At 63.4% G+C, this 19,402-nt stretch carries 18 protein-coding genes; 10 read left to right on the forward strand and 8 right to left on the reverse strand.

What is annotated here, in order from left to right; all coding sequences use genetic code 11:
* Nucleotides 1-666 (forward strand): cysteine hydrolase family protein, encoded by a 666-nt coding sequence (locus AC1ROT_RS00970; RefSeq protein ID WP_492996911.1) that lies wholly within the window; start codon nucleotides 1-3, stop codon nucleotides 664-666.
* Here the strand turns inward: AC1ROT_RS00970 and AC1ROT_RS00975 are convergent.
* Nucleotides 663-1,193, reverse strand: a complete 531-nt coding sequence (locus AC1ROT_RS00975; protein ID WP_492996912.1) for a PAS domain-containing protein — start codon at nucleotides 1,191-1,193, stop codon at nucleotides 663-665. The two genes, AC1ROT_RS00970 and AC1ROT_RS00975, sit on opposite strands and share 4 nt — an antisense overlap.
* A gap of 541 nt (nucleotides 1,194-1,734) precedes the next feature.
* Here AC1ROT_RS00975 and AC1ROT_RS00980 point away from each other — a divergent pair.
* Nucleotides 1,735-1,938 (forward strand): cold-shock protein, encoded by a 204-nt coding sequence (locus AC1ROT_RS00980; protein ID WP_492970601.1) that lies wholly within the window; start codon nucleotides 1,735-1,737, stop codon nucleotides 1,936-1,938.
* 73 nt (nucleotides 1,939-2,011) lie between these two features.
* On the opposite strand, the gene AC1ROT_RS00985 is transcribed toward AC1ROT_RS00980, so the two are convergent.
* The gene (locus AC1ROT_RS00985) at nucleotides 2,012-3,259 is read right to left on the reverse strand and encodes an adenylate/guanylate cyclase domain-containing protein (protein WP_492996913.1); all 1,248 of its coding nucleotides are present in this window, start codon (nucleotides 3,257-3,259) and stop codon (nucleotides 2,012-2,014) included.
* Between the two features lie 70 nt (nucleotides 3,260-3,329).
* Nucleotides 3,330-4,583 (reverse strand): MFS transporter, encoded by a 1,254-nt coding sequence (locus AC1ROT_RS00990; RefSeq protein ID WP_492996914.1) that lies wholly within the window; start codon nucleotides 4,581-4,583, stop codon nucleotides 3,330-3,332.
* 322 nt (nucleotides 4,584-4,905) lie between these two features.
* On the opposite strand from AC1ROT_RS00990, the gene AC1ROT_RS00995 reads away from it, so the two are divergent.
* Nucleotides 4,906-6,186: an HlyD family secretion protein gene (locus AC1ROT_RS00995; RefSeq protein WP_492970598.1), complete on the forward strand. Its 1,281-nt coding sequence runs from the start codon at nucleotides 4,906-4,908 to the stop codon at nucleotides 6,184-6,186.
* 3 nt (nucleotides 6,187-6,189) lie between these two features.
* Nucleotides 6,190-8,157, forward strand: coding sequence for a glycosyltransferase family 2 protein (locus tag AC1ROT_RS01000; RefSeq protein WP_492996915.1), 1,968 nt, complete (start codon nucleotides 6,190-6,192; stop codon nucleotides 8,155-8,157).
* Nucleotides 8,158-8,163: 6 nt separating this feature from the next.
* On the opposite strand, the gene AC1ROT_RS01005 is transcribed toward AC1ROT_RS01000, so the two are convergent.
* From AC1ROT_RS01005 to AC1ROT_RS01015, 3 genes are read right to left on the reverse strand one after another with little or no spacing between them, the layout of a single operon-like run.
* Nucleotides 8,164-8,838: a hypothetical protein gene (locus tag AC1ROT_RS01005; RefSeq protein WP_492996916.1), complete on the reverse strand. Its 675-nt coding sequence runs from the start codon at nucleotides 8,836-8,838 to the stop codon at nucleotides 8,164-8,166.
* Between the two features lie 20 nt (nucleotides 8,839-8,858).
* Nucleotides 8,859-9,977 (reverse strand): Kelch repeat-containing protein, encoded by a 1,119-nt coding sequence (locus tag AC1ROT_RS01010; protein WP_492996917.1) that lies wholly within the window; start codon nucleotides 9,975-9,977, stop codon nucleotides 8,859-8,861.
* A 44-nt stretch (nucleotides 9,978-10,021) separates the two neighbouring features.
* Complete coding sequence (locus tag AC1ROT_RS01015) at nucleotides 10,022-10,939, reverse strand: LysR substrate-binding domain-containing protein (RefSeq protein ID WP_492996918.1); 918 nt, start codon at nucleotides 10,937-10,939, stop codon at nucleotides 10,022-10,024.
* A 98-nt stretch (nucleotides 10,940-11,037) separates the two neighbouring features.
* Between AC1ROT_RS01015 and AC1ROT_RS01020 the strand changes: the two genes are divergently transcribed.
* Nucleotides 11,038-11,940: a DMT family transporter gene (locus AC1ROT_RS01020; RefSeq protein ID WP_492996919.1), complete on the forward strand. Its 903-nt coding sequence runs from the start codon at nucleotides 11,038-11,040 to the stop codon at nucleotides 11,938-11,940.
* A 55-nt stretch (nucleotides 11,941-11,995) separates the two neighbouring features.
* Here AC1ROT_RS01020 and AC1ROT_RS01025 read toward each other — a convergent pair whose 3' ends face one another.
* Both AC1ROT_RS01025 and AC1ROT_RS01030 read right to left on the reverse strand, forming a co-directional pair.
* Nucleotides 11,996-13,681 carry a thiamine pyrophosphate-binding protein gene (locus tag AC1ROT_RS01025; protein ID WP_493001121.1) on the reverse strand — a complete coding sequence of 562 codons (1,686 nt, stop codon included), beginning with the start codon at nucleotides 13,679-13,681 and terminating at the stop codon, nucleotides 11,996-11,998.
* Nucleotides 13,682-13,706: 25 nt separating this feature from the next.
* Nucleotides 13,707-14,030: an NIPSNAP family protein gene (locus AC1ROT_RS01030; protein ID WP_492970592.1), complete on the reverse strand. Its 324-nt coding sequence runs from the start codon at nucleotides 14,028-14,030 to the stop codon at nucleotides 13,707-13,709.
* A gap of 152 nt (nucleotides 14,031-14,182) precedes the next feature.
* Between AC1ROT_RS01030 and AC1ROT_RS01035 the strand changes: the two genes are divergently transcribed.
* The 5 genes from AC1ROT_RS01035 (at nucleotide 14,183) to AC1ROT_RS01055 (ending at nucleotide 19,340) form a co-directional block, all read left to right on the forward strand.
* Nucleotides 14,183-15,370: a pyridoxal phosphate-dependent aminotransferase gene (locus tag AC1ROT_RS01035; protein WP_492996920.1), complete on the forward strand. Its 1,188-nt coding sequence runs from the start codon at nucleotides 14,183-14,185 to the stop codon at nucleotides 15,368-15,370.
* 179 nt (nucleotides 15,371-15,549) lie between these two features.
* Complete coding sequence (locus tag AC1ROT_RS01040) at nucleotides 15,550-15,888, forward strand: P-II family nitrogen regulator (protein WP_492970590.1); 339 nt, start codon at nucleotides 15,550-15,552, stop codon at nucleotides 15,886-15,888.
* A 114-nt stretch (nucleotides 15,889-16,002) separates the two neighbouring features.
* Complete coding sequence (gene glnA, locus AC1ROT_RS01045) at nucleotides 16,003-17,412, forward strand: type I glutamate--ammonia ligase (protein WP_492996921.1); 1,410 nt, start codon at nucleotides 16,003-16,005, stop codon at nucleotides 17,410-17,412.
* Nucleotides 17,413-17,564: 152 nt separating this feature from the next.
* A complete protein-coding gene (locus tag AC1ROT_RS01050) occupies nucleotides 17,565-18,206 on the forward strand; it encodes a tetratricopeptide repeat protein (protein WP_492996922.1) in 642 nt (213 codons plus the stop codon).
* 153 nt (nucleotides 18,207-18,359) lie between these two features.
* Nucleotides 18,360-19,340 carry an MBL fold metallo-hydrolase gene (locus tag AC1ROT_RS01055; protein WP_492996923.1) on the forward strand — a complete coding sequence of 327 codons (981 nt, stop codon included), beginning with the start codon at nucleotides 18,360-18,362 and terminating at the stop codon, nucleotides 19,338-19,340.
* Nucleotides 19,341-19,402: the final 62 nt, after the last annotated feature.

The raw sequence follows: 19,402 nt of genomic DNA on the forward strand, positions 1-19,402 counted from the left end.
ATGCCCAGCATCGCCGCCGCCAAACCTTATCCTTACGAATTTCCCTTGCAGAAGACCGCACTGGTCATGATCGACATGCAGCGCGATTTCATCGAACCCGGTGGCTTTGGCGATGCACTTGGCAATGATGTCAGTCGGCTCGGCGTGATCGTGCCCACCGTGGCGCGGCTGCTGTCTGTCTGGCGCAAGGCCGGATTGCCATTGATCCACACGCGTGAAAGCCACAAGTCCGATCTGTCGGATTGCCCGCCGGCTAAGCTGACGCGCGGCAATGCCAGCCTGCGCATCGGCGATGCCGGCCCGATGGGCCGCATCCTGGTGCGCGGCGAACCGGGGAACGATCTGGTACCGGAGCTGGCCGCCCTGACCGGCGAACTGGTGATCGACAAGCCCGGCAAGGGCGCTTTCTATGCCACCAGCCTGCAGGATGACCTTAAGCAGCGCGGCATCACGCATCTTCTCTTTGGCGGCGTCACCACCGAAGTCTGCGTGCAGACCTCGATGCGCGAAGCCAATGATCGCGGCTATGAATGCCTGCTGGTGGAAGACGCCACCGAAAGCTATTTCCCGGAATTCAAGGCCGCTGCAATCGAGATGATCCGTGCCCAGGGCGCCATCGTCGGCTGGACCGCAACCACCGATCAGGTGGCCGCGGCACTGGTTTAAGGGCGCGGCGGCTGGATTTCACCATAGGCCATGCAGACCATGAACTGGTCGATATGGTCCGGCTTGCTGGCCGCCAGCGGCACCACGGCTGCTTCCAGCGCGATATAGCTGCGGTCAACAAATCCCAGCGTGCCGAAAACCCGCACTGGCCTGCCGGTGGCGATGATGCCCTGATGGACGGTGTGATGCGCTGCCATATCGGCGGGCGAATAAAGTTCGTCCAGCCATTTGCCGGTACCGTCGCGGCCATTCATAGCCACCACCTCGGTGCCGACGAGACGGAAACGATAGCGCTGGCGGGTCTCATCCATACCGATGATGACAAGATAGGGCAGATAGTCGCGCAGCAGCTCCGGCGTGAAAGCCTCCCGCGAGGGCACCTTGCGGCCGGGCTCGATCGCGCTAGACCACAGGGCGACAAAGCCAAGCAGGCGTTCATGATGGAATTTGGCCGTGAGATCGGCCGCCAGGGCCTGACCATCGCGTGCGAGCAGGCGCCGCGTGGTCGATGTCGTATTATACACCATAGGCGTCCCCTCGCCCGGGCAGTCGAATTGCCCAACTGTCGCGATCCTGCCATACGGCGATGTGAACGCACCAATACAATCCGCAGCGGATGCCGGGATTGCAGAGCGTTCAGATTGTCAGGGAGGGGGAAGGTAAGGTGATGATACGCCGGCGGGTCACTGCATCCCACTTTACGGTCGGCGATCATCGTTGGTCTTGACGACCAGGACTGAAGATAAGCACATCCGGCGTTAATTCAAGGTTACTTTCCGCATATGGGCAAAAAAGCCAAAGAATTCACAATATTGCCTCAATTGGCCCCCAGCCTGCCCAGACAACCGGCCGATGCGTTGACAAGCAGGCACCTTGCCTTCTTTATGAACACCGCAATCGGTATTTTGGCCTGCTGATGCAGGTCGTCGCGATGGATTTCATCCCCGCGACAGCCGCCAGGCTCTCCAGAATTCAGGTTGTCCGGCCCTGCCCGCAAGGCATGGTCGTCTGCAGACCCGGGCATGCCGACGGCATGCCTTCCTTGACTATGCCTATCAGGAGTTTCCTATGGCGAACGGTACCGTGAAGTGGTTCAACAACACCAAGGGCTTCGGCTTTATCCAGCCGGCTGCCGGCGGCGCAGATGTCTTCGTGCATATCAGTGCCGTTGAACGCGCTGGCCTGTCGACCCTGAACGAGGGCCAGAACCTCGAATACGAACTGGCCACCCAGAAGGGCAAGACCTCGGCGGTGAACCTCAAGGTTCTCTGATCGCCCGCGATCATCCGCGAATGGAAACGGCGCCGAAAGGCGCCGTTTTTTTGTCTGCCATGACTCCGCCTGTTCAGGGCAGGCCGAAGACTTCCCGGGGTTCCGCCACGCCGCGCAGCACATGGCGGCCCAGCGAGACCAGCCCCGTCCCCGGCCCGGCCGCCTGCACAAAAGATTCAGACGCCAGCAGGTTGCGGTCCAGCGCCGTGCAGAGATTCTCCAGCCGCGACGCCTCGTTCACCGTCGGACCGATCAAAGTAAAATCGAGCCGCGCTCCGGTACCGACATTGCCATACATCACCAGTCCTTCATGCAGGGCGATGTCGAGCGCCAGCACCGGCAGCCCGGTGGCGGCGCGCGCCGCGTTCAGCTCATCTACGGCATCGAGCGCCGCCCGCGCCGCCTGCAGGGCCGCGGCGCAGACCTGTGCCGGCGCATTCTGATGGTCGGGCTGGAAGCTCGCCAGCAACCCGTCGCCGAGGAATTTCAGCACCTGGCCACCACCGGCCTCGATGGCAGGTCCCAGACAATCGAAATACGCGTTCAGCGTCTCGACCAGCGGTTCGATGGCCAGACGGTCGGCCAGGGCGGTAAAGCCGCGCAGATCGGCGTAGAGGATGACCGCCTCCACCTTCTCCGCCTGGCCGCGGCGGATCGCACCATTCAGCACACGCTGGGCCGCGTCGCCGCCGATATAGGCCGCCGTGACGTCGCGGCTGAGCTGGGTCAGGATCGCTGCCTTGACCGCCAGTGCCAGCAGCGGAATCAGGCGGCGCATGCGGGTCAGATGATCCTCGTCGAAACCGCCCGGCTCTGCGGTGGCGAAGGAGCAGATCATGCCGATGCCGGCATAGCGGTCGGTAATGTGGTGCGAATTCTTGAAGGCCCATCCGAAACTGTGGGCCTGGGCGAACCAGTCGGTCAGGCCCTGCTCGGCGAATTCGGACAGGACGGGAAAATCGAAGGTGGCGTCAGGCCCGGTCAGCGCGCGCCGCATCTCGCCCACTTCGTTGGCCAGCATGTGACGGAGCGGGCTCGCCGTCCAGGCCGCCGGCTCGTCGTCGGGATCGCGATGCGGCATGGCATCGTTGCCGATCAGGCCGCCGCTTTCCGTCCAGGTATACCCACGCGCCCGCACCAGCGGATGCAATGTGGCCATGCCAATGAAAACCCGCTGCAGCGGAATCCCCACGCCGACAAGCCGGTCGCAGAATTCGGTGATCAGGTCTGCCGGCACGCCATCGTCGAGCCCGGCTTTGACCAGCCACATCGCCACGGGGATATCGCTGGCAGGCATATGTTCTGTATTCGGAATCGTCATGGCTGCAGCCTACACGACGGGCCGGCAGATTTCCTGCCGCCAGCGCGGTTTTTTGTGACCGTTGCCAGACCTAAGCCGCCTTCGCGGCCTGGTTGGCCACCTCATCGGCGCGCGGATCCAGATCCGCCCGTACCGGCGCGGTGGAGGGCATCGGCACGAAATCGGCTTTCTGGTCCTGTGGCGGAGCCGCACGCTGGCCCATGCGGTGCACGGCGAAGGCCGCCATCGCCGTATGAACCACCGCAGTGAAGCCAAAAAGCCCCACGGGACCGAGGCGGTCCATCGCCACACCGGCCATCAATGGACCGATCACCGAGCCCGCTCCGTTGATCAGCAGCAGCCCGCCAGCCACGGCGACGAAATCGACATCCTTGGCCATGTCGTTGGTATGGGCGACGCTGATCGCATAGAGGGGGAACGAGAAAACCCCGAACAGGAAACCGGCGCCGATCATCAGCGCCGGCAGAGTCAGATACGTGACAATCATCAGGGCGCCGGCCCCGGCCGCCAGCCCGCAGGCCAGCAGGATGGTCTTGCGGCGATCCATGCGGTCGGACAGCCGGCCGAACGGCCATTGGGCCAGCGCGCCGCCGATTACGGTCGCGCTCATGAACCAGGCAACCTGGGGAATGCTGAGACCGGCCTGGGATGCAAAGGCCGGCGCCATCCCCCAGAAGGCACCATTGGCAAGACCGACGGTCAGCACGCCGGCCACGCCGACAGGCGAAACGCGATACAGGCCGCGCAGGCTGAGACGGGCCGAGGAAATCGGCGCAGGTTGCGGTGAACGGGTCAGCGCCACCGGCACGGCCGCCAGCGACACCAGGATCGAAGCCAGGCTGAACAGATGGAAGCGGATCGGGTCATCGGCCAGCAACAGCAGCTGGCCCAGGGTAATCACCGAGAAATTCACGGTGGTATAGGTGGTGAAGATCGTGCCGCGGTTTTCTGGCGTCGCACGTTCGTTCAGCCAGCTTTCGATAATCAGATACAGGCCGGCCAGACACATGCCGGTCATGGCACGCAGCAGCCACCATGGCAGTGGCCCCACCAGCATGGCATGAGCCAGCGGAATCACCGAAGCAACCGAAACCATCGCCGTGAACAGCCTGATATGCCCCACGCGTCGGATCAGCTTCGGCGTGGCGATGCAGCCGGCGACAAAGCCGATGTAATAGGCCGACCCGAGAATGCCGATCGAAAGCGCGCCGAAACTTTCCAGGCTGGCGCGGATCGGCAACAACGTGCCCTGCAACCCGTTTCCGGTCAGCAGCAAGGCAACGCTCAGCAGCAGGGCGCCAACCGGGGCAATGGTAGCAAGCATGTCGTTTCCCGCTTCCGTCCGGCGGCCACGACCGCCATCGAACACAATTACAATATTTCAACCTGCAACAATCAGAGCCGCACAAGGGTCCGGCAGGGCCGTGACCCTCGCCTGTTTTACCCGCGCGAGTAGATATATCGAAAGTCGGCCGCCAGGACACCGCTTTCAGATTGCAATGCGGTAAGTCATTCATTCCCGATGTAAATCTTCCACTAACCATAAGGTTTCCGAGACAGAAAACTACTTACGGTATTTTAATGCCGGAAGTTGAGAAGCCTCACGCTATGACTCCGTCCAGTTCGCTGGAAACCCGCAAACCGCCATGTATATGTCCAAAATCAAAACCAAGCCTGCCATTCCCGGCCGCATCCTTCGCATCGGCCTTGGACTGCTCCTGCTGGCCGTCTTCGGTTACGCAATCGTGCCGGGCGTGTTCTATGCCCAGGTCCCGGTCGGGCGGGTGAATGCCGATCTCATCACACTGCGTGCGCCCATCGATGGCCAGATCAGCTATGGCGAGACGCAGATCGGCGAACGGGTGAAGCGCGGCCAGACCCTGGCCATATTGCGCGACTCTCCGGATCGCGACGTGCGTCTGGCCAATCTGCAGGCCCACAATGATGCACTGGTGGAACGCATTACCGGCATCGACCAGCAGATCGCCGCGCTGGAACCCTTTCTGCAGCGGCTTGGGGGCGACAGCCAGAACTTCCGCACTGCCGTTGTATCGAACCTGAATGCCCAGCTCGCCGAAGCCGAAGCGCGTATCCGCCGGGCCGAAGCCAGCACTCGCCTGCTCGATGCCCAGTTCAAGCGGATCGAACCGCTGGCCGCAAAGGGCTATGCCAGCACTGCCGATCTCGACAAGCGCCGTTCGGAGGCCGAAGTGGCACAGGCCGAACTGGCGACGCTGCGCCGCAGCTTCGACCGGCTGCGCCAGGAACGTAATGCCGCCGACCAGGGCATTTATCTGTCCGACTCTTACAATAACGCCCCCTATTCCCAGCAGCGCCGCGACGAGATCGAACTCCAGCGCGTGGGCCTGACCAGCCGCAAGGCCGACCTGGTCGCCGAACAGACCCAGGTCGAACGCCAGCTCCAGGCCGAACAGCGCCGGCGCCAGCAGATGGGCGAAGCCGCCATCGTTGCCCCAGCCGATGGTGTGCTCTGGCGCATGCTGGAAAGCGATGGCGCCACCATCGGGACCAGTGTGCCGCTGCTGCAGGTCGCCGATTGCTCGCGCATCTTCTTCGAAGTGGCCCGCGACCGCCGTACCGACGAGACCCTGTCGATCGGCGACAGCGCTATGGTGGAATTCGAACGCAACGGCCGCATGGTCAGTCACAAGGCCCGCCTCGTCGGTCTGCGTGGCGATCAGGATGCCGACCGCCGCGAATTCGCCATCACCACGACGCCGGGTGTCGACCAGTTGCGCTGGATCTTCGCCGTCGACTTCGCCACGGGCACCAGTGCGGAAAACCCGCAGGTTCTGGTCAGTCAGCCCGAAGCATGCCCGGTCGGCCGCGTCGGTCGTCTGCATATCAAGAATACCGTGCTCGACAATATCACCCGCCGCCTCAGCAGCCTCCTCACCCTCGGCTGATCCGTGAACAACCTGCTCGCCGCCGTTCCCGGCATCGCCCTGCTGGCCGGCGCGATCCTGCTGCTGCCGCTGGTCAGGCCCAGCAACCTGCTGGTGCGGCGCGGCTTCATTGTAGCGGTCCTTCTGCTCAGCCTGCGCTACATGTACTGGCGCATCACCGAGACCATCCCGCCGATGGCGCAGCCGGCCGACTTTATCTTCGGTATGCTGTTCCTGACCCTGGAACTGATGCTGGCCTTCAGCACCTATGTCTGCCTGCTGACGTTCTGGCGTCACCGCGACAACACGCCGGCTGCCGAACTGAACGAACAGAACAGCCGTAGCCGGATCGACATGCCGGCGGTCGATGTCTTCATCCCCACCTATAACGAATCCTGGGAGGTGCTGGAGCGCAGCATCCTCGGCGCCCGGGCCCTCGACTATCCGAACTTTAACGTCTGGGTACTCGACGATACCCGGCGCGACTGGCTGCGCGATAAATGTGCTGCCATGGGCGTGCGCTATCTGCGGCGTGACGATAACAAGGGCGCCAAGGCTGGCAATATGAACCACGCCTTGAACATCTCGAAAACCGAAACCAATGCGCCGTTCATCATGGTGCTGGATGCCGATTTCGTGCCGAAGCGGAAATTCCTGCGCCGCGTGGTTGGATTTTTCGAAGACCCCCGCGTCGCCCTGGTGCAGACGCCGCAGTTCTTCTTCAATCCGAACATGCTGCAGCATAACTTCATGCTGTCGGAATCCTGGGTCGACGAGCAGCGCTTTTTCTTCGACACCCTGCAGCCGGCCAAGGATGGCTGGGACGTGTCATACTGCTGCGGCACATCCTTTGTCGCCCGCCGCGCCGCCATCGAGGATATCGGCGGTTATCCTATGGAAACCATCACCGAGGATATTCTGCTCAGCTTCAAGCTGATCGATGCCGGCTACGTCACCCGCTACCTGAACGAAAAGCTGTCCAACGGCCTGGCGCCGGAAACCATCGGTGAATATATCAAGCAGCGCAGCCGGTGGGGCATCGGCGCCATCCAGTCGCTGTTCGTCAAGGTTGGCCCCTTCGGCCGCAACAACCTCGACCTCATGCACCGTTTCCTGTTCCTGGAAACAGCGAATTACTGGCTCAGCCTGCCGGCCTTCTGCCTGTTCGGCCTGCTTGCGCCCCTGCTCTACTGGTATGGCGGCATCTCAATCCTGCGCGCTGACGTGGGCGACTACGCCTATCATTTCATGCCGGCCTTCTTCTCCTCCACCGCACTGTTCGTCTGGGTATCCAGCGGCCGTATCATGCCGATCCTGACCGACCTGACGGAGTTCGTCTGCGCCTCGCGCGTTGCCCCGGCGGTCTGGACCGCGCTGATCTTCCGCAAGGCCCAGGTGTTCCGCGTCACCAGCAAGGGGGTGATGACCGACCGCATCCAGATCAACTGGCCGGTCTTCCTTGAGGCCGGCACGGTCTTCGCGCTCACGGTCTTCGCCATCCTCGCCTTCCGCAGCAGCCTGGTCGAAGGCCGGCTGGCCGACGGCGGCGACCCGACGCTCTATACCTTCTGGAGCTGCTGGAATCTCCTGATCCTCGCACTGGTCATGCTGCTGGCTGTCGAGCGGCCGCGCATGCGCCGCGAGGAGCGTTTCGATATCGAAGAGGCTGTCACTCTTTCCTGCCGCGGGCAGACCTATCCGGTCTGGCTGCTCGACATGTCGGTCTCGGGCGCCCGGCTTGAAGTGCCGCCGGCACTGGCGCCGCAGTTGCGCGATGCCGAGATCGTCGTCGATATCCCTGAAATCGGGCCGACCACCGCTCATGTCACCGATGCAGGGCGCAGTCACGTACATTTGCGCTTCGGGGAAACCTCGCCGCGCGAGGCGATCATCACCAAGCTGTATACCGGCAATTACGAGAGCGTGGCGCAGAACGCCAATATCGGCACGGCTATCGGCGACATTTTCAAACGCGCCTTCGGCATCAAATAAACCGGCCTATCCCGGTTTCTTCGGTGTCACCAGATCGGTCGCCGTGAATATGCCCAGATCGTAGCCCGTCTTCCCGGCGATCTTTTCGCAATCCTCGTATTTCTTCTCTTCATGGCCCTGACACAGGAAAACCGACATCCCGTCCTTCCGTTTCAGGCGATTGGAATCGAAAAAATAGATATAGCCCTTGGTCTGCGCGATGGTGGTCCAGCGCTCGATCAGGGCCATGTCGGCTTTGCCATCGCTGTGCCTGACGATGTACTGGCGCAGCTCATTGACATTGGCGAGGTTGAGCCGGCCGCTATCGTCATAATTGCCATGCAAGGCGACATAGGTCTGCCCGACCGGCGTATCATCGGCAAAGCGGCGTTCGACGCCGCCCAGGAAAATGCGCGAACAGGCCGACCGGCAGTAGCCCGAAACCACGGTGTTCAGTCCGCGGCTGCGGATCAGCGAGCCGATGCTGTAGCCGCTCGGCGCGTGACCGCCCGGTGAATCGCGCACCACCACCGTATCGACCTGCGGATTGCGGATCAGCAGTGTGTTGAATTTATAGTAATCGCCGCTGGCAACCGAGCCCGACAGGATGACATGCGTGTCAGCCACCTCCATCACCAGTGCTGTCGCCGGTCTCCCCGCAAGCAGCAGCACCGCCGCCGCGGCATAAATCCAAATCTTCACCCCCACCCCCGCTTTTCCCGTCAGCCCAGTGTAAACGCCTCATGCACGGCCGACTGCACCATGCCGCCGGTGACCGCGCCGCCGCCGGCCACATAGATCGCATCGTTCAACACGGTAGCGCCCACCGCATGACGTGGCGTCGGCATCGCGGCGTGACTCTGCCAGCGGTCGGTTGCCGGATCGTAGCTTTCCATCTGGCCGAAGACTTTTGCCTGCGTGATCTGGCCGCCGGCGATCACGCCGGACTCGCCGCCCATGGCGAACAGGCGGTCGCGATAGATCACGAGGCCATGGCCCGAACGCGACACCGGCAGCGGCGCGCGGGTCTCCCAGGTATCCTGCTGCGGCAGATACACATGATGCAGATCGGTGTTGTACTCGAACGTGTTGAAACGCCCGGCGATGATATGGATGTTGCCGTTGAAGGCCACGGCGCCGACATGGTCGCGCGCACCGGGCAGCGGTTTGCGCGCCTGCCAGCTGTCGGACTGCGGATCGTAGACTTCATGCCAGCCGACGCTGGCGCGTTCGCGCGCCGGCTCGGAAGCGCCGCCGATCAGATGGATGCGGCCATGCAGCACCACGGCTGCCGCGGCGCCACGCGGACGTGGCATCGGCGCGATGCTGCGCCAGTTGTTGGCGGCAATGTCATAGACATAGGCATTGGCATCCGACAGGCGATTCTGCTCGGTGAAACCGCCGAAGGCATAGACCTTGCCGGCATCGGCGCAGACCGCCACATGGTTGGCGCCGCGCGGCAGCGGTGCGCCGTCGAACCAGCGGTCCTGCGCCGGATCGTAGATATGGTTGTAGCTGCGGTTGACCTTGCCCTCGCCATAGCCGCCGACGATGTACATACGATTGTCCCAGGCGGTGGCCCAGGCCATTTCGCTGCGCGGGATCGGCAGGGCGGCGCGGGTGAACCAGCGGCCGGGCGCGCCGGGCGGGGCCGGTGAAGCCGTGACGCGCTGGGCTTCCTGCTCGCCGGTCATGTGATGCGGCGCGCCGCCCTGGCCCAGATTGGCATAAGGCGCGACAGAAGGCTTCGCTTCCGGCAGATGCAGGTGATGCTGGGCCACAGCCGCGCCGGCACCGGCGACGACAGCGGCGGCAGACCCGAGAAACACACGACGATCCATGACCGGCCTCCCTGCGATTTATTCGACGCAGTCTAGCCGCGCCGTTATGCGTCGTCTTTCAGAAATGCTTGCAGCGCCGGCTGCGACACCGCCGCCAGTGCGGCCAGTCGTCCGGCCAGCTGAGCCGCGGCGGGCCGCAGCTGCCCCTGCGGCCGGTCAAGCCAGTATGAAACGGAGTTCAGCGCCGTGCGATGATCCACCGCGGCAATGCGGCCCTGCTCGATATCGATATGAGCCAGCGGCGGCCGCGCCAGCGCGATCCCCAGTCCGCAGGCCGCCGCATCCAGCACAAGATTGTAATCTTCGAAGCGGCGGTCTTGGGCGCGCGGGCGATAGTCCAGCCCCTGGGCATTCAGCCAGGCGCGCCAACCGGTGGCGCTGGAATCATGGATCAGCGGATAATCCAGCAGGCGCTCGGGCCTGCCCTTGCCGATCTTTGCCGCCAGCGCGGGCGAAGCGACCGGGAAGCAATGTTCTTCGAACAGCTGCAGCGATATGCGGCCCGGCACCGAACCGCGACCGCAGCGGATGGCAAGGTCGACGCCCTCGTCTGCCAGATCGACATGGCGATGATCGATCAACAGCTGCACGCGCAGCTGCGGCGGCCCGGCTTCCAGCCCGGCCAGACGCGGCATCAGCCAGCGGCCGGTGACCGACGGAATGGAGTTGAGCCGCACCACGGCTGAGCCGCGCGGATCGGTCCAGCGGTCGCCATAATCGGCAATCAGGGAAAAGGCCTCGCGCGTGCGCTGGTAGAGGCGCTGGCCATCCGGCGTCAGGCCGACCCCGCGCGCCTGCCGGTCGAACAGCCGCACATTGAGCCAGCGCTCCAGCTTGGCGACCTGCCGGCTGATGGCGCCATGAGTCAGGTTCAGGGTCTCGGCCGCGGCCGAAAAGCTGCCCAGCCGGGCGGCGGCCTCGAAGGCGCGGAGCGTATCGAGCGGGGGGAGCTGGGCTGGCAAGCTGTGATCCATACGCACAGCTGATCCTCGATCTGTTCGATTGTCAATCAGCTGGTTCCGCCCGATGTCTAGGGGACTGGAACCACTGGAGTTTTGCCATGTCCGCCGCCTGCGACGCCCTGCCCGCCACCCCTGTCCGGCCCCGCCTGGATACCGTCACCATCGCCGCGGTCGCCATCACGGTGATCGCCTGGTCCTCGGCCTTCCCCGCCATCCGCGCCGGCCTGGCTGGTTTCGGCCCGCTGGAACTGGGCGCAGCCCGTTTCGTCATCGCGGCCCTGCCGGCGGCCCTGTTCCTGGCCATCACCCGGCCGGCGCTGCCAAAGCTGGCCGAGGCCTGGCGCTTCGTCTCGGGCGGCCTGCTGTTCGTCGCGCTCTATACGGCCCTGCTCAACATGGGCGAGATGACCGTCACTGCCGGCGCTGCCAGCTTCATCATCAACGTCAATCCGATCATCACCGCGGCATTGGCCATGGCGCTGCTGGGCGAGCGCTTCAACATCTATGGCTGGATCGGCACGGCGCTGTCCTTTGCCGGCATCGGGCTAATCGCGCTCGGTGATTTCGATACCCTGCAACTAGATACCGGCGCGCTGCTGATCCTCGGCGCAGCACTATGCACCGCCGTGAACATCATCGTGCAGAAGCCGCTATTCGCCCGCCACAAGCCGCTGACCGTCTCGGCCTGGAATATGGTGATCGGTGCGTTGTTCCTGCTGCCTTGGCTGCCCAGCGCCGCAGTCGAGGCGCAGGCAGCTTCCACCGGCATCCTGCTGTGGGTGCTGTATCTCGGCGTGGTGCCCAGCCTGATCGCCTATGGCAGCTGGACGGTGGCGCTGTCGCGTCTGCCGGCCGCACGCGCCGCCAACTTCATGTATTGCGTACCGCCGACGGCGACGCTGATGGGCTGGCTCTGGCTTGGCGAAGTGCCGACCACGCTCGGCCTGATCGGCGGTGCATTGGCGCTGGGCGGCGTGGTGATCGTGAATGTGAAGAAGTAGGCAACAAAAAAGCCGGACGCCTTCGCAAGGCGTCCGGCTTTCTCATGGTCGTATCTTAGCGATCGCTGTGATGCGCCTTGGCCTTCACCGCCGCTTCGCGAATCTGGGTGAGCGTCATGCGCGGAGTGAGCGCTTCCGGATCCAGCTTGATCTCGATGATCGATGGCTTGCCCGAGGCCTTGGCGCGTTCGAAAGCCGGTGCGAAGTCTTCGGTCTTCAGCACGGTTTCGCCATGGCCGCCGAAGGCACGCGCATAAGCCGCGAAATCCGGGTTCTTCAGTTCCGTCCCGCTCACACGCGCCGGGTATTCGCGCTCCTGATGCATGCGGATGGTGCCGTACATGCCGTTGTTGACCACCACCACGATGATGGCGGCGTCATACTGCATGGCGGTGGCGAATTCCTGCCCGGTCATCAGGAAGCAGCCGTCGCCGGCAAAGGCCACCACCGTGCGCTGCGGATTGGCGATCTTGGCCGCCACTGCTGCTGGCACGCCATAGCCCATTGAACCCGAAGTCGGCGCCAGCTGGTTGGTATGACGGCGATAGCGGTGGAAGCGATGCAGCCAGGTGGCGTAATTGCCGGCGCCGTTGCACAGCACCAGGTCCGCGCCCTGCGTTTTGGTCAGCCACTTCACGATATCCATCATCTGCACATCGCCGGGCGACGGCGGCACGGTCTGCCAGGCTTCGTAATCAGCGCGCAGCTGTCGGGTATCGGCGGCCCAGGCCTTGCCATCCACCGGTCCCATCTTCTGCAGCGCACCGGCAAAGCCGGCCGCGGTCGCATTGATCGGCAGCTCGGCGGTATAGACGCGGTTAAGCTCCTCGGCGCCGGCATGCACATGCACCAGCGTCTGACCCGGCAGCGGGATATCGATCATGGTGTAGCCGCCGGTGGTCATCTCGCCCAGCTTGGCGCCCATCACCAGCAGCAGATCGGCGTCCTTGATGCGTGCCTGCAGCTTTGGATTGATGCCGATGCCGACATCGCCGACATAGTTCGGCCAGTCGTTGTCCAGGTAATCCTGGCGCCGGAAGGATGCACCGACCGGAATACCGGAGGTACCGGCCCAGGTCTGCACCTGCTCGCGCACGCTCTCGCTCCAGCCCGAACCACCGACGATCATCATCGGCTTCTTCGCCGCCTGCAGCAGGCTTTTCAATTTCGCCATCTGCGCATCGGATGGATGTGCCTCCACCGGCTGCGCAGCCTTGCCGTCCGGTGTTTCAACCACATCGGTCAGCATGTCTTCCGGCAGCGCCAGCACGACCGGGCCGCGGCGGCCCGACATCGCCACGCTGAAGGCACGGCTGATGAATTCCGGGATGCGGGCGGCATCGTCGATCTGCGCCACCCACTTGGCCATCTGGCCGAACATTCGGCGATAGTCGATTTCCTGGAAGGCTTCGCGCTCGATCATGTCGCGGCCGACCTGACCGATGAGAAGGATCATCGGCGTCGAATCCTGATAGGCCACATGTACGCCGGCCGAGGCGTTCGTCGCACCGGGCCCGCGTGTCACCATGCAGATGCCGGGCTTGCCGGTGGTCTTGCCATAGGCATCGGCCATCATCGCCGCGCCGCCTTCCTGGCGGCAGATCACGAAACGCATGTGGTTGGTATGGTCATGCAGACCATCGAGCACGTTGAGGAAGCTCTCGCCCGGCACGCCGAAAATGGTATCGACGCCCTGGATGCGAAGCTGCTCGACGAGGATATGACCGCCACTGCGTTTCATCACGCGTACTCTCTGCTGGTATGGATTAACGCTTGATCGGCGCGAAGGCCGCCGGGGTCATCAGCTGGTTCACCTGGTTGATCAGATACCCTGCCTCGCCGCTCGCCTTGATGAAGGCCTGCCACTCCGGATCAGCCTGCATGCCGGCGCGCTTGGTCTCGCGATCGCCGGCATTCTCATAGGCCCAGATATGGATATAGGTGTTGATCGGGCCGGTCTCGGTGACCATGAAGGCGACCGGCTGGCCCAGATGGCGGGTCTGCGGCTTGAAGCCAAGCTTTTCGTAGAGTTCGAGCTGCAGCTTGATGGTGCCGGGACGGCAGGTATAGGTGCGGACATCGAGCAGCATGGGGATTTCCTTGCAGGGTGTTATGAGGCTGAGAACACTAGGCAAGCCCGCCTGCCCTCGCAAGGCGCCGGCCTGCATTTGTGAGGTCGCCCTGCCTTGTTTGCCCGCCGGAATCCCGGCATAAGCAGACGGGTTACAGCGGGAGGAAAAGCATGCAGATTGCCGCGCGGATGTCGCGTCTGGGCTCGGAGAGCGCCTTCGAGGTTCTCGCACGTGCGAAAGCCCTGGAGGCCCAGGGTAAGAGCATCATCAACCTCGGCATCGGCCAGCCCGATTTTCCCACCCCGCCGCATGTGGTCGAAGCCGCCATCAAGGCGCTGCGCGACGGCCATCACGGCTATACGCCGGCGAATGGCATTCTCCCGCTGCGCGAAGCTGTCTGCGCCGAGATCGCGGCACGTTACAAAGTCAGCGTCTCGCCCGACCGCATCGTCGTGGTGCCCGGCGGCAAGGTGACAATGGCCACCGCCATCGAGATGTTCGGCGAACCCGGCGCCGAGATCATGTATCCCGATCCCGGCTTCCCGATCTATGAATCGCTGGTCAACTACACCGGCGCCAAACTCGCCGGTTACCCGCTGCTGGAGAAAGACGGCTTCGCCTTCCGCGCCGACGATCTGCTCGCGCGCATCACGCCGGCCACGCGGCTGCTCATTGTCAACTCGCCGGCCAATCCGACCGGCGGCGTCGCGCCCGCATCGGAAGTGAAGAAACTGGTCGAAGGCCTGCAGCGCTTCCCCCATGTCACCATCATGGCCGACGAGATCTACTCGCGCCTGGTGCTGGATGGCGACGGCGCTTACGCCAGCTTCATCCCGTATCTCGATCAGTTGCAGGATCGCCTCATCATTCTCGAAGGCTGGTCGAAGACCTATGCCATGACCGGCTGGCGTCTGGGCTGGGGCTTGTGGCCGGCGCGGCTGGCCGAACTGGCCACCAAGCTCGCCATCAACACCCATTCCTGCATCAACGCGCCGACGCAGTTCGCCGGCATCGCCGCACTGACCGGACCGCAGGATGCCGTGGAGGAAATGCGGCTGGCCTTCCGCCGCCGCCGCGATCTCTGCGTCGCCGGGCTGAACAAAATCCCCGGCATCAGCTGCATCAAGCCCGAAGGGGCGTTCTACGCCTTCCCCAACATCACCGAAACGGGGTTGAACGCGCGCCAGATGCAGGATGGGCTGCTGGAACAGGCCGGTGTCGCCACCATCGCCGGCACCAGCTTCGGCAGCCATGGCGAAGGCTATATCCGGCTGTCGTTTGCTGCCTCGGATCAGGCCATCAGCGAGGCCCTCGGTCGCATCGCCGACTTCCTTAGCCAGCAAAAGCCGAAACATTAGGCTATTTTCAGCCTATATATTGATCAAATAGGGTATTTTATATGCAAAAAAGCCCGAAGACTTACCCACACCCCCCACCATAGTGGGGAATCCTGCAGGTTAAACCCGGGTTAATGCTGGCATAGAGTGTGCATTGCAAACCCCGTCATTTCCATTCCGGCCAAAGTGTTGTCGCACCCATGAAAAAGATCGAAGCCATCATCAAGCCGTTCAAGCTCGACGAAGTGAAGGAAGCCCTCCACGAAATCGGTCTGCAGGGCCTCACGGTCACTGAAGCCAAGGGTTTCGGCCGCCAGAAAGGCCATACCGAGCTGTATCGCGGCGCCGAATACGTCGTCGATTTCCTGCCCAAGGTGAAGATCGAGGTCGTGCTGGACGAGAGCATGGTCGAGAAGGCCGTCGAGGCCATCACCCAGGCGGCCCGCACCGGCCGCATCGGCGACGGCAAGATTTTCATTTCCACTGTCGAAGAGGTCATTCGCATCCGCACCGGTGAAAAGGGCGCGGAAGCGGTCTGACGGCGGAGCAGGAACTCTCCGCCTCTACCACCAAATCTCATCGAGTATCGCCCGCCACGGGCAGCCCTCCGTGAGTCGTTTTAAACCAGGGAAGAACGAGCAGGAAAAACAGCCATGGCTGATGCAAAATCCATTGTGAAGCAGTTGAAGGAAAAGGAAGTCAAGTACGTTGACTTCCGGTTCACCGATCCGCGTGGCAAGTGGCAGCATGTCGCCTTCGACATCACCATGATCGACGAAGCCACCCTGAAGGAAGGCATCATGTTCGACGGTTCGTCGATCGCCGGCTGGAAGGCGATCAACGAGTCCGACATGCTGCTGAAGCCGGACTTCGACAGCCTCACCTACGATCCCTTCTCCGCCCAGACCACCGCCGTGCTGTTCTGCGACGTGCTGGAGCCGCATGAGGGCACCCCGTACAACCGTTGCCCGCGCTCGATCGCCAAGGCGGCCGAAGCCTACATCAAGACCAGCAAGACCGGCGACGTGGCCTATTTCGGCCCGGAAGCCGAGTTCTTCGTCTTCGATGACGTGCGCTTCAAGACCTCGATGAACGAAACCTTCGTCTACCTCGACGACATCGAAGGAGACTACAACTCGGGCAAGAGCTACGAAGGTGGCAACATGGCCCACCGCGCCCCGATCAAGGGCGGCTACTTCCCGGTCGCCCCGCTCGACCAGGGCGGCGATCTGCGCTCGGAAATGCTGTCGACCATCGCCGGCATGGGCGTGACCGTCGAAAAGCACCATCATGAAGTCGCGAACAGCCAGCACGAGCTGGGCATCAAGTTCGCCACCCTGCTGAAGTCCGCAGACAGCATGCAGATCTACAAGTACTGCGTGCACAACGTGGCCCATGCCTGGGGCAAGACCGCGACCTTCATGCCGAAGCCGATCAAGGGCGACAACGGCTCGGGCATGCACGTTCACCAGTCGATCTGGAAGGGTGGCAAGCCGCTGTTCGCCGGCAACAAGTATGCTGGCCTCAGCGAGATGGCGCTGTTCTACATCGGCGGCATCATCAAGCATGCCAAGGCGCTGAACGCCTTCACCAACCCGCTGACCAACAGCTACAAGCGCCTGATCCCCGGCTTCGAAGCTCCGGTGCTGCTCGCCTACTCGGCGCGCAACCGTTCGGCTTCCTGCCGCATCCCGTTCGGCGCCGGCGAGAAGGCCAAGCGCGTCGAGGTCCGCTTCCCCGATCCGGGCGCGAACCCCTACCTGGCTTACTCGGCCATGCTGATGGCCGGTCTCGATGGCATCAAGAACAAGATCCATCCCGGCCCGGCCATGGACAAGAACCTGTACGACCTGCCGCCGGAGGAACTGAGCAAGGTTCCGCAGGTCTGCGGCTCGCTGCGTGAAGCCCTGGAAGCCCTGGACAAGGACCGCGCCTTCCTGAAGGCCGGTGGCGTGTTCAACGACGACTTCATCGACGCCTACATGGAACTGAAGTGGGAAGAGGTGTACGCCTTCGAGCACACCCCGCACCCGATCGAGTTCTCGATGTACTACTCGGTCTAAGAACGACCTTCCCTGGGCTCACGGCTTTCAGCAGCCGGGTGTCCAACGAGCCCCGCCGGTTCCTGCCGGCGGGGCTTTCTTTTTGCCCTTCCGTTCGCCCCGTTCAGCCCATAGACTCAGGTCGTCGCCATTTGCGATGGGGGAAGACAACAATGCGGGCATCGCTCGCCCTTCTGGTGCTGACCGTGCTGACCGCCGGCTGCGCCAGGGATTTCGGGACCACCAACATGGCGCGCTACCATGATGCCGGCATGCGCGCCGAGCAGAGCCGCGACTATTCTGCGGCCGAAGAGAATTACGAACGCGCACTGGTCTGGGCCGGCACCGAAAAGGTGCCGCCGGCCCTGCTGTCGCTCAACCTCTACAATCTCGGCCGCATGAAGGGCCATGGCTGCAAATTCGAGGAAGCGCGCGAACTGCTGCTCACCTCGCTGGCGCTGGAGGAAAAAACCAGCGGCCCGGCCAGCGTGCAGATCTCGCGCCGCCTGTTCGAGCTGGCACGCCTGTTCTACGACCGCCGGCACTACGCCCAGGCCTTGCCCTATTACGCCGAAGCCGTACCGATGGTGCGCCGGCTCGGGCTGGAAGGCGACGATCCGGCCAACCTCGCCGATGCCATGCAGGAATATGCCGCTGCCCTGCGCCAGACCGGCGACCTGCGCACCGCAGCCGGCATGCAGGCGGATGCCGAGGCCCTGCGCACACGCTTCCCCGACCGCCCGCGCAGCCACCTCATCACGCGCTACACCCTGGCCTGCCGGGGCACCGCCGTGGCGCAGAAGGGGCGCGCCTGAGCCTTCATCCAGTGACCGTCGTCACTGTGCTCTGCATGTGGCATTGCCCTGCCGGGAGATCGGTCTAGCGTCAGGACGACCATGCACCGCCTTGCCGCCCTCCTCCTGACCGCGATGGTCATCAGCAACTGCGCTCCGCGCACTGAGACCCAGATGCCCGACAAGCCCTATCACCATCTGAGCGATGGCCGCTTCCGCAACCCGCAGGACTCGATCCCCGTCGAGCCACCGGGCTTTGGCGATCTGGTGCCCTTCTGGTGGAGCATGGTGCTGGCTGGCTTCAGCACGGAAACGATCCCCGACGGCCACGTGCTGCCGGCCGCCGAGGTGCAGGCCGGCATGGCCCGGCATCACAATGCCGACAGCCTCACCTGGCTCGGTCATGCCGCCTTCCTGATCCGCATCGGCGGCGCCACGCTGCTCACCGATCCCTATCTCTCCGACCATGCCGGGCCGTTCAACCGCTTCGGCCCGAAACGCTATGTGCCGCCGGCGCTCAATCCGCAGACCCTGCCGCCGATCGACATCCTTACCGTCAGCCACAATCACTACGACCATCTCGATCTTGCCGCCCTCGATGCGATGCCGAACAAGACCAGGATCAGCGTCGTCGTGCCGCTCGGCCTGGGCCGCTATTTCACCGACCTGGGCTATACCGACGTCACCGAACTCGACTGGTATCAGAGCGTCGAGCGTAAAGGCGTCACCGTCACGGCAACACCGGCGATCCATTTCTCGCGCCGCGGCCTGTTCGATGGCAACCGCACGCTCTGGGCCGGCTTCGTTTATCGCGCCGGCGACAAGCGCCTGTTCTTCTCGGGCGACACCACCATCGGTCCGGTCTTCCGCGAGATCGGCGAGAAACTCGGGCCCTTCGATCTCGGCCTGGTCGGGATCGGCGCCTATGAACCGCAGAGCATCATGCGCGGCAGCCATACGACGCCGGAACAGGCGGTGGAAATCGCGCGCCGCGTTGGCGCACGGCGCATGATCGGCATGCACTGGGGCACGGTACGGCTGAGCGAGGAACCGCAGTTCGAAGCACCGGATCGCCTGGCGAAGGAAGCCGCCATCATGGGCTATCACCCGGATGAGGCCGGGGTGATGAAGATCGGTGAGACCCGGGCCTTCTGACTCTTGGCCTTCTGAGGATTATTCTCAGAAGGAACTTTGCGGGATTCCGGCCATTTCTAAAG

This window comes from Ferrovibrio sp. GW821-FHT12E11, assembly GCF_058806975.1.

Bases quoted from the DNA above. Each gene is read 5' to 3' on its own strand.
- AC1ROT_RS00970 (WP_492996911.1), top strand. From the start codon at position 1: ATGCCCAGCATCGCCGCCGCCAAACCTTATCCTTACGAATTTCCCTTG.
- AC1ROT_RS00975 (WP_492996912.1), bottom strand. From the start codon at position 1,193: ATGGTGTATAATACGACATCGACCACGCGGCGCCTGCTCGCACGCGAT.
- AC1ROT_RS00980 (WP_492970601.1), top strand. From the start codon at position 1,735: ATGGCGAACGGTACCGTGAAGTGGTTCAACAACACCAAGGGCTTCGGC.
- AC1ROT_RS00985 (WP_492996913.1), bottom strand. From the start codon at position 3,259: ATGACGATTCCGAATACAGAACATATGCCTGCCAGCGATATCCCCGTG.
- AC1ROT_RS00990 (WP_492996914.1), bottom strand. From the start codon at position 4,583: ATGCTTGCTACCATTGCCCCGGTTGGCGCCCTGCTGCTGAGCGTTGCC.
- AC1ROT_RS00995 (WP_492970598.1), top strand. From the start codon at position 4,906: ATGTATATGTCCAAAATCAAAACCAAGCCTGCCATTCCCGGCCGCATC.
- AC1ROT_RS01010 (WP_492996917.1), bottom strand. From the start codon at position 9,977: ATGGATCGTCGTGTGTTTCTCGGGTCTGCCGCCGCTGTCGTCGCCGGT.
- AC1ROT_RS01020 (WP_492996919.1), top strand. From the start codon at position 11,038: ATGTCCGCCGCCTGCGACGCCCTGCCCGCCACCCCTGTCCGGCCCCGC.
- AC1ROT_RS01025 (WP_493001121.1), bottom strand. From the start codon at position 13,681: ATGAAACGCAGTGGCGGTCATATCCTCGTCGAGCAGCTTCGCATCCAG.
- AC1ROT_RS01030 (WP_492970592.1), bottom strand. From the start codon at position 14,030: ATGCTGCTCGATGTCCGCACCTATACCTGCCGTCCCGGCACCATCAAG.
- AC1ROT_RS01035 (WP_492996920.1), top strand. From the start codon at position 14,183: ATGCAGATTGCCGCGCGGATGTCGCGTCTGGGCTCGGAGAGCGCCTTC.
- AC1ROT_RS01040 (WP_492970590.1), top strand. From the start codon at position 15,550: ATGAAAAAGATCGAAGCCATCATCAAGCCGTTCAAGCTCGACGAAGTG.
- glnA (WP_492996921.1), top strand. From the start codon at position 16,003: ATGGCTGATGCAAAATCCATTGTGAAGCAGTTGAAGGAAAAGGAAGTC.
- AC1ROT_RS01050 (WP_492996922.1), top strand. From the start codon at position 17,565: ATGCGGGCATCGCTCGCCCTTCTGGTGCTGACCGTGCTGACCGCCGGC.
- AC1ROT_RS01055 (WP_492996923.1), top strand. From the start codon at position 18,360: ATGCCCGACAAGCCCTATCACCATCTGAGCGATGGCCGCTTCCGCAAC.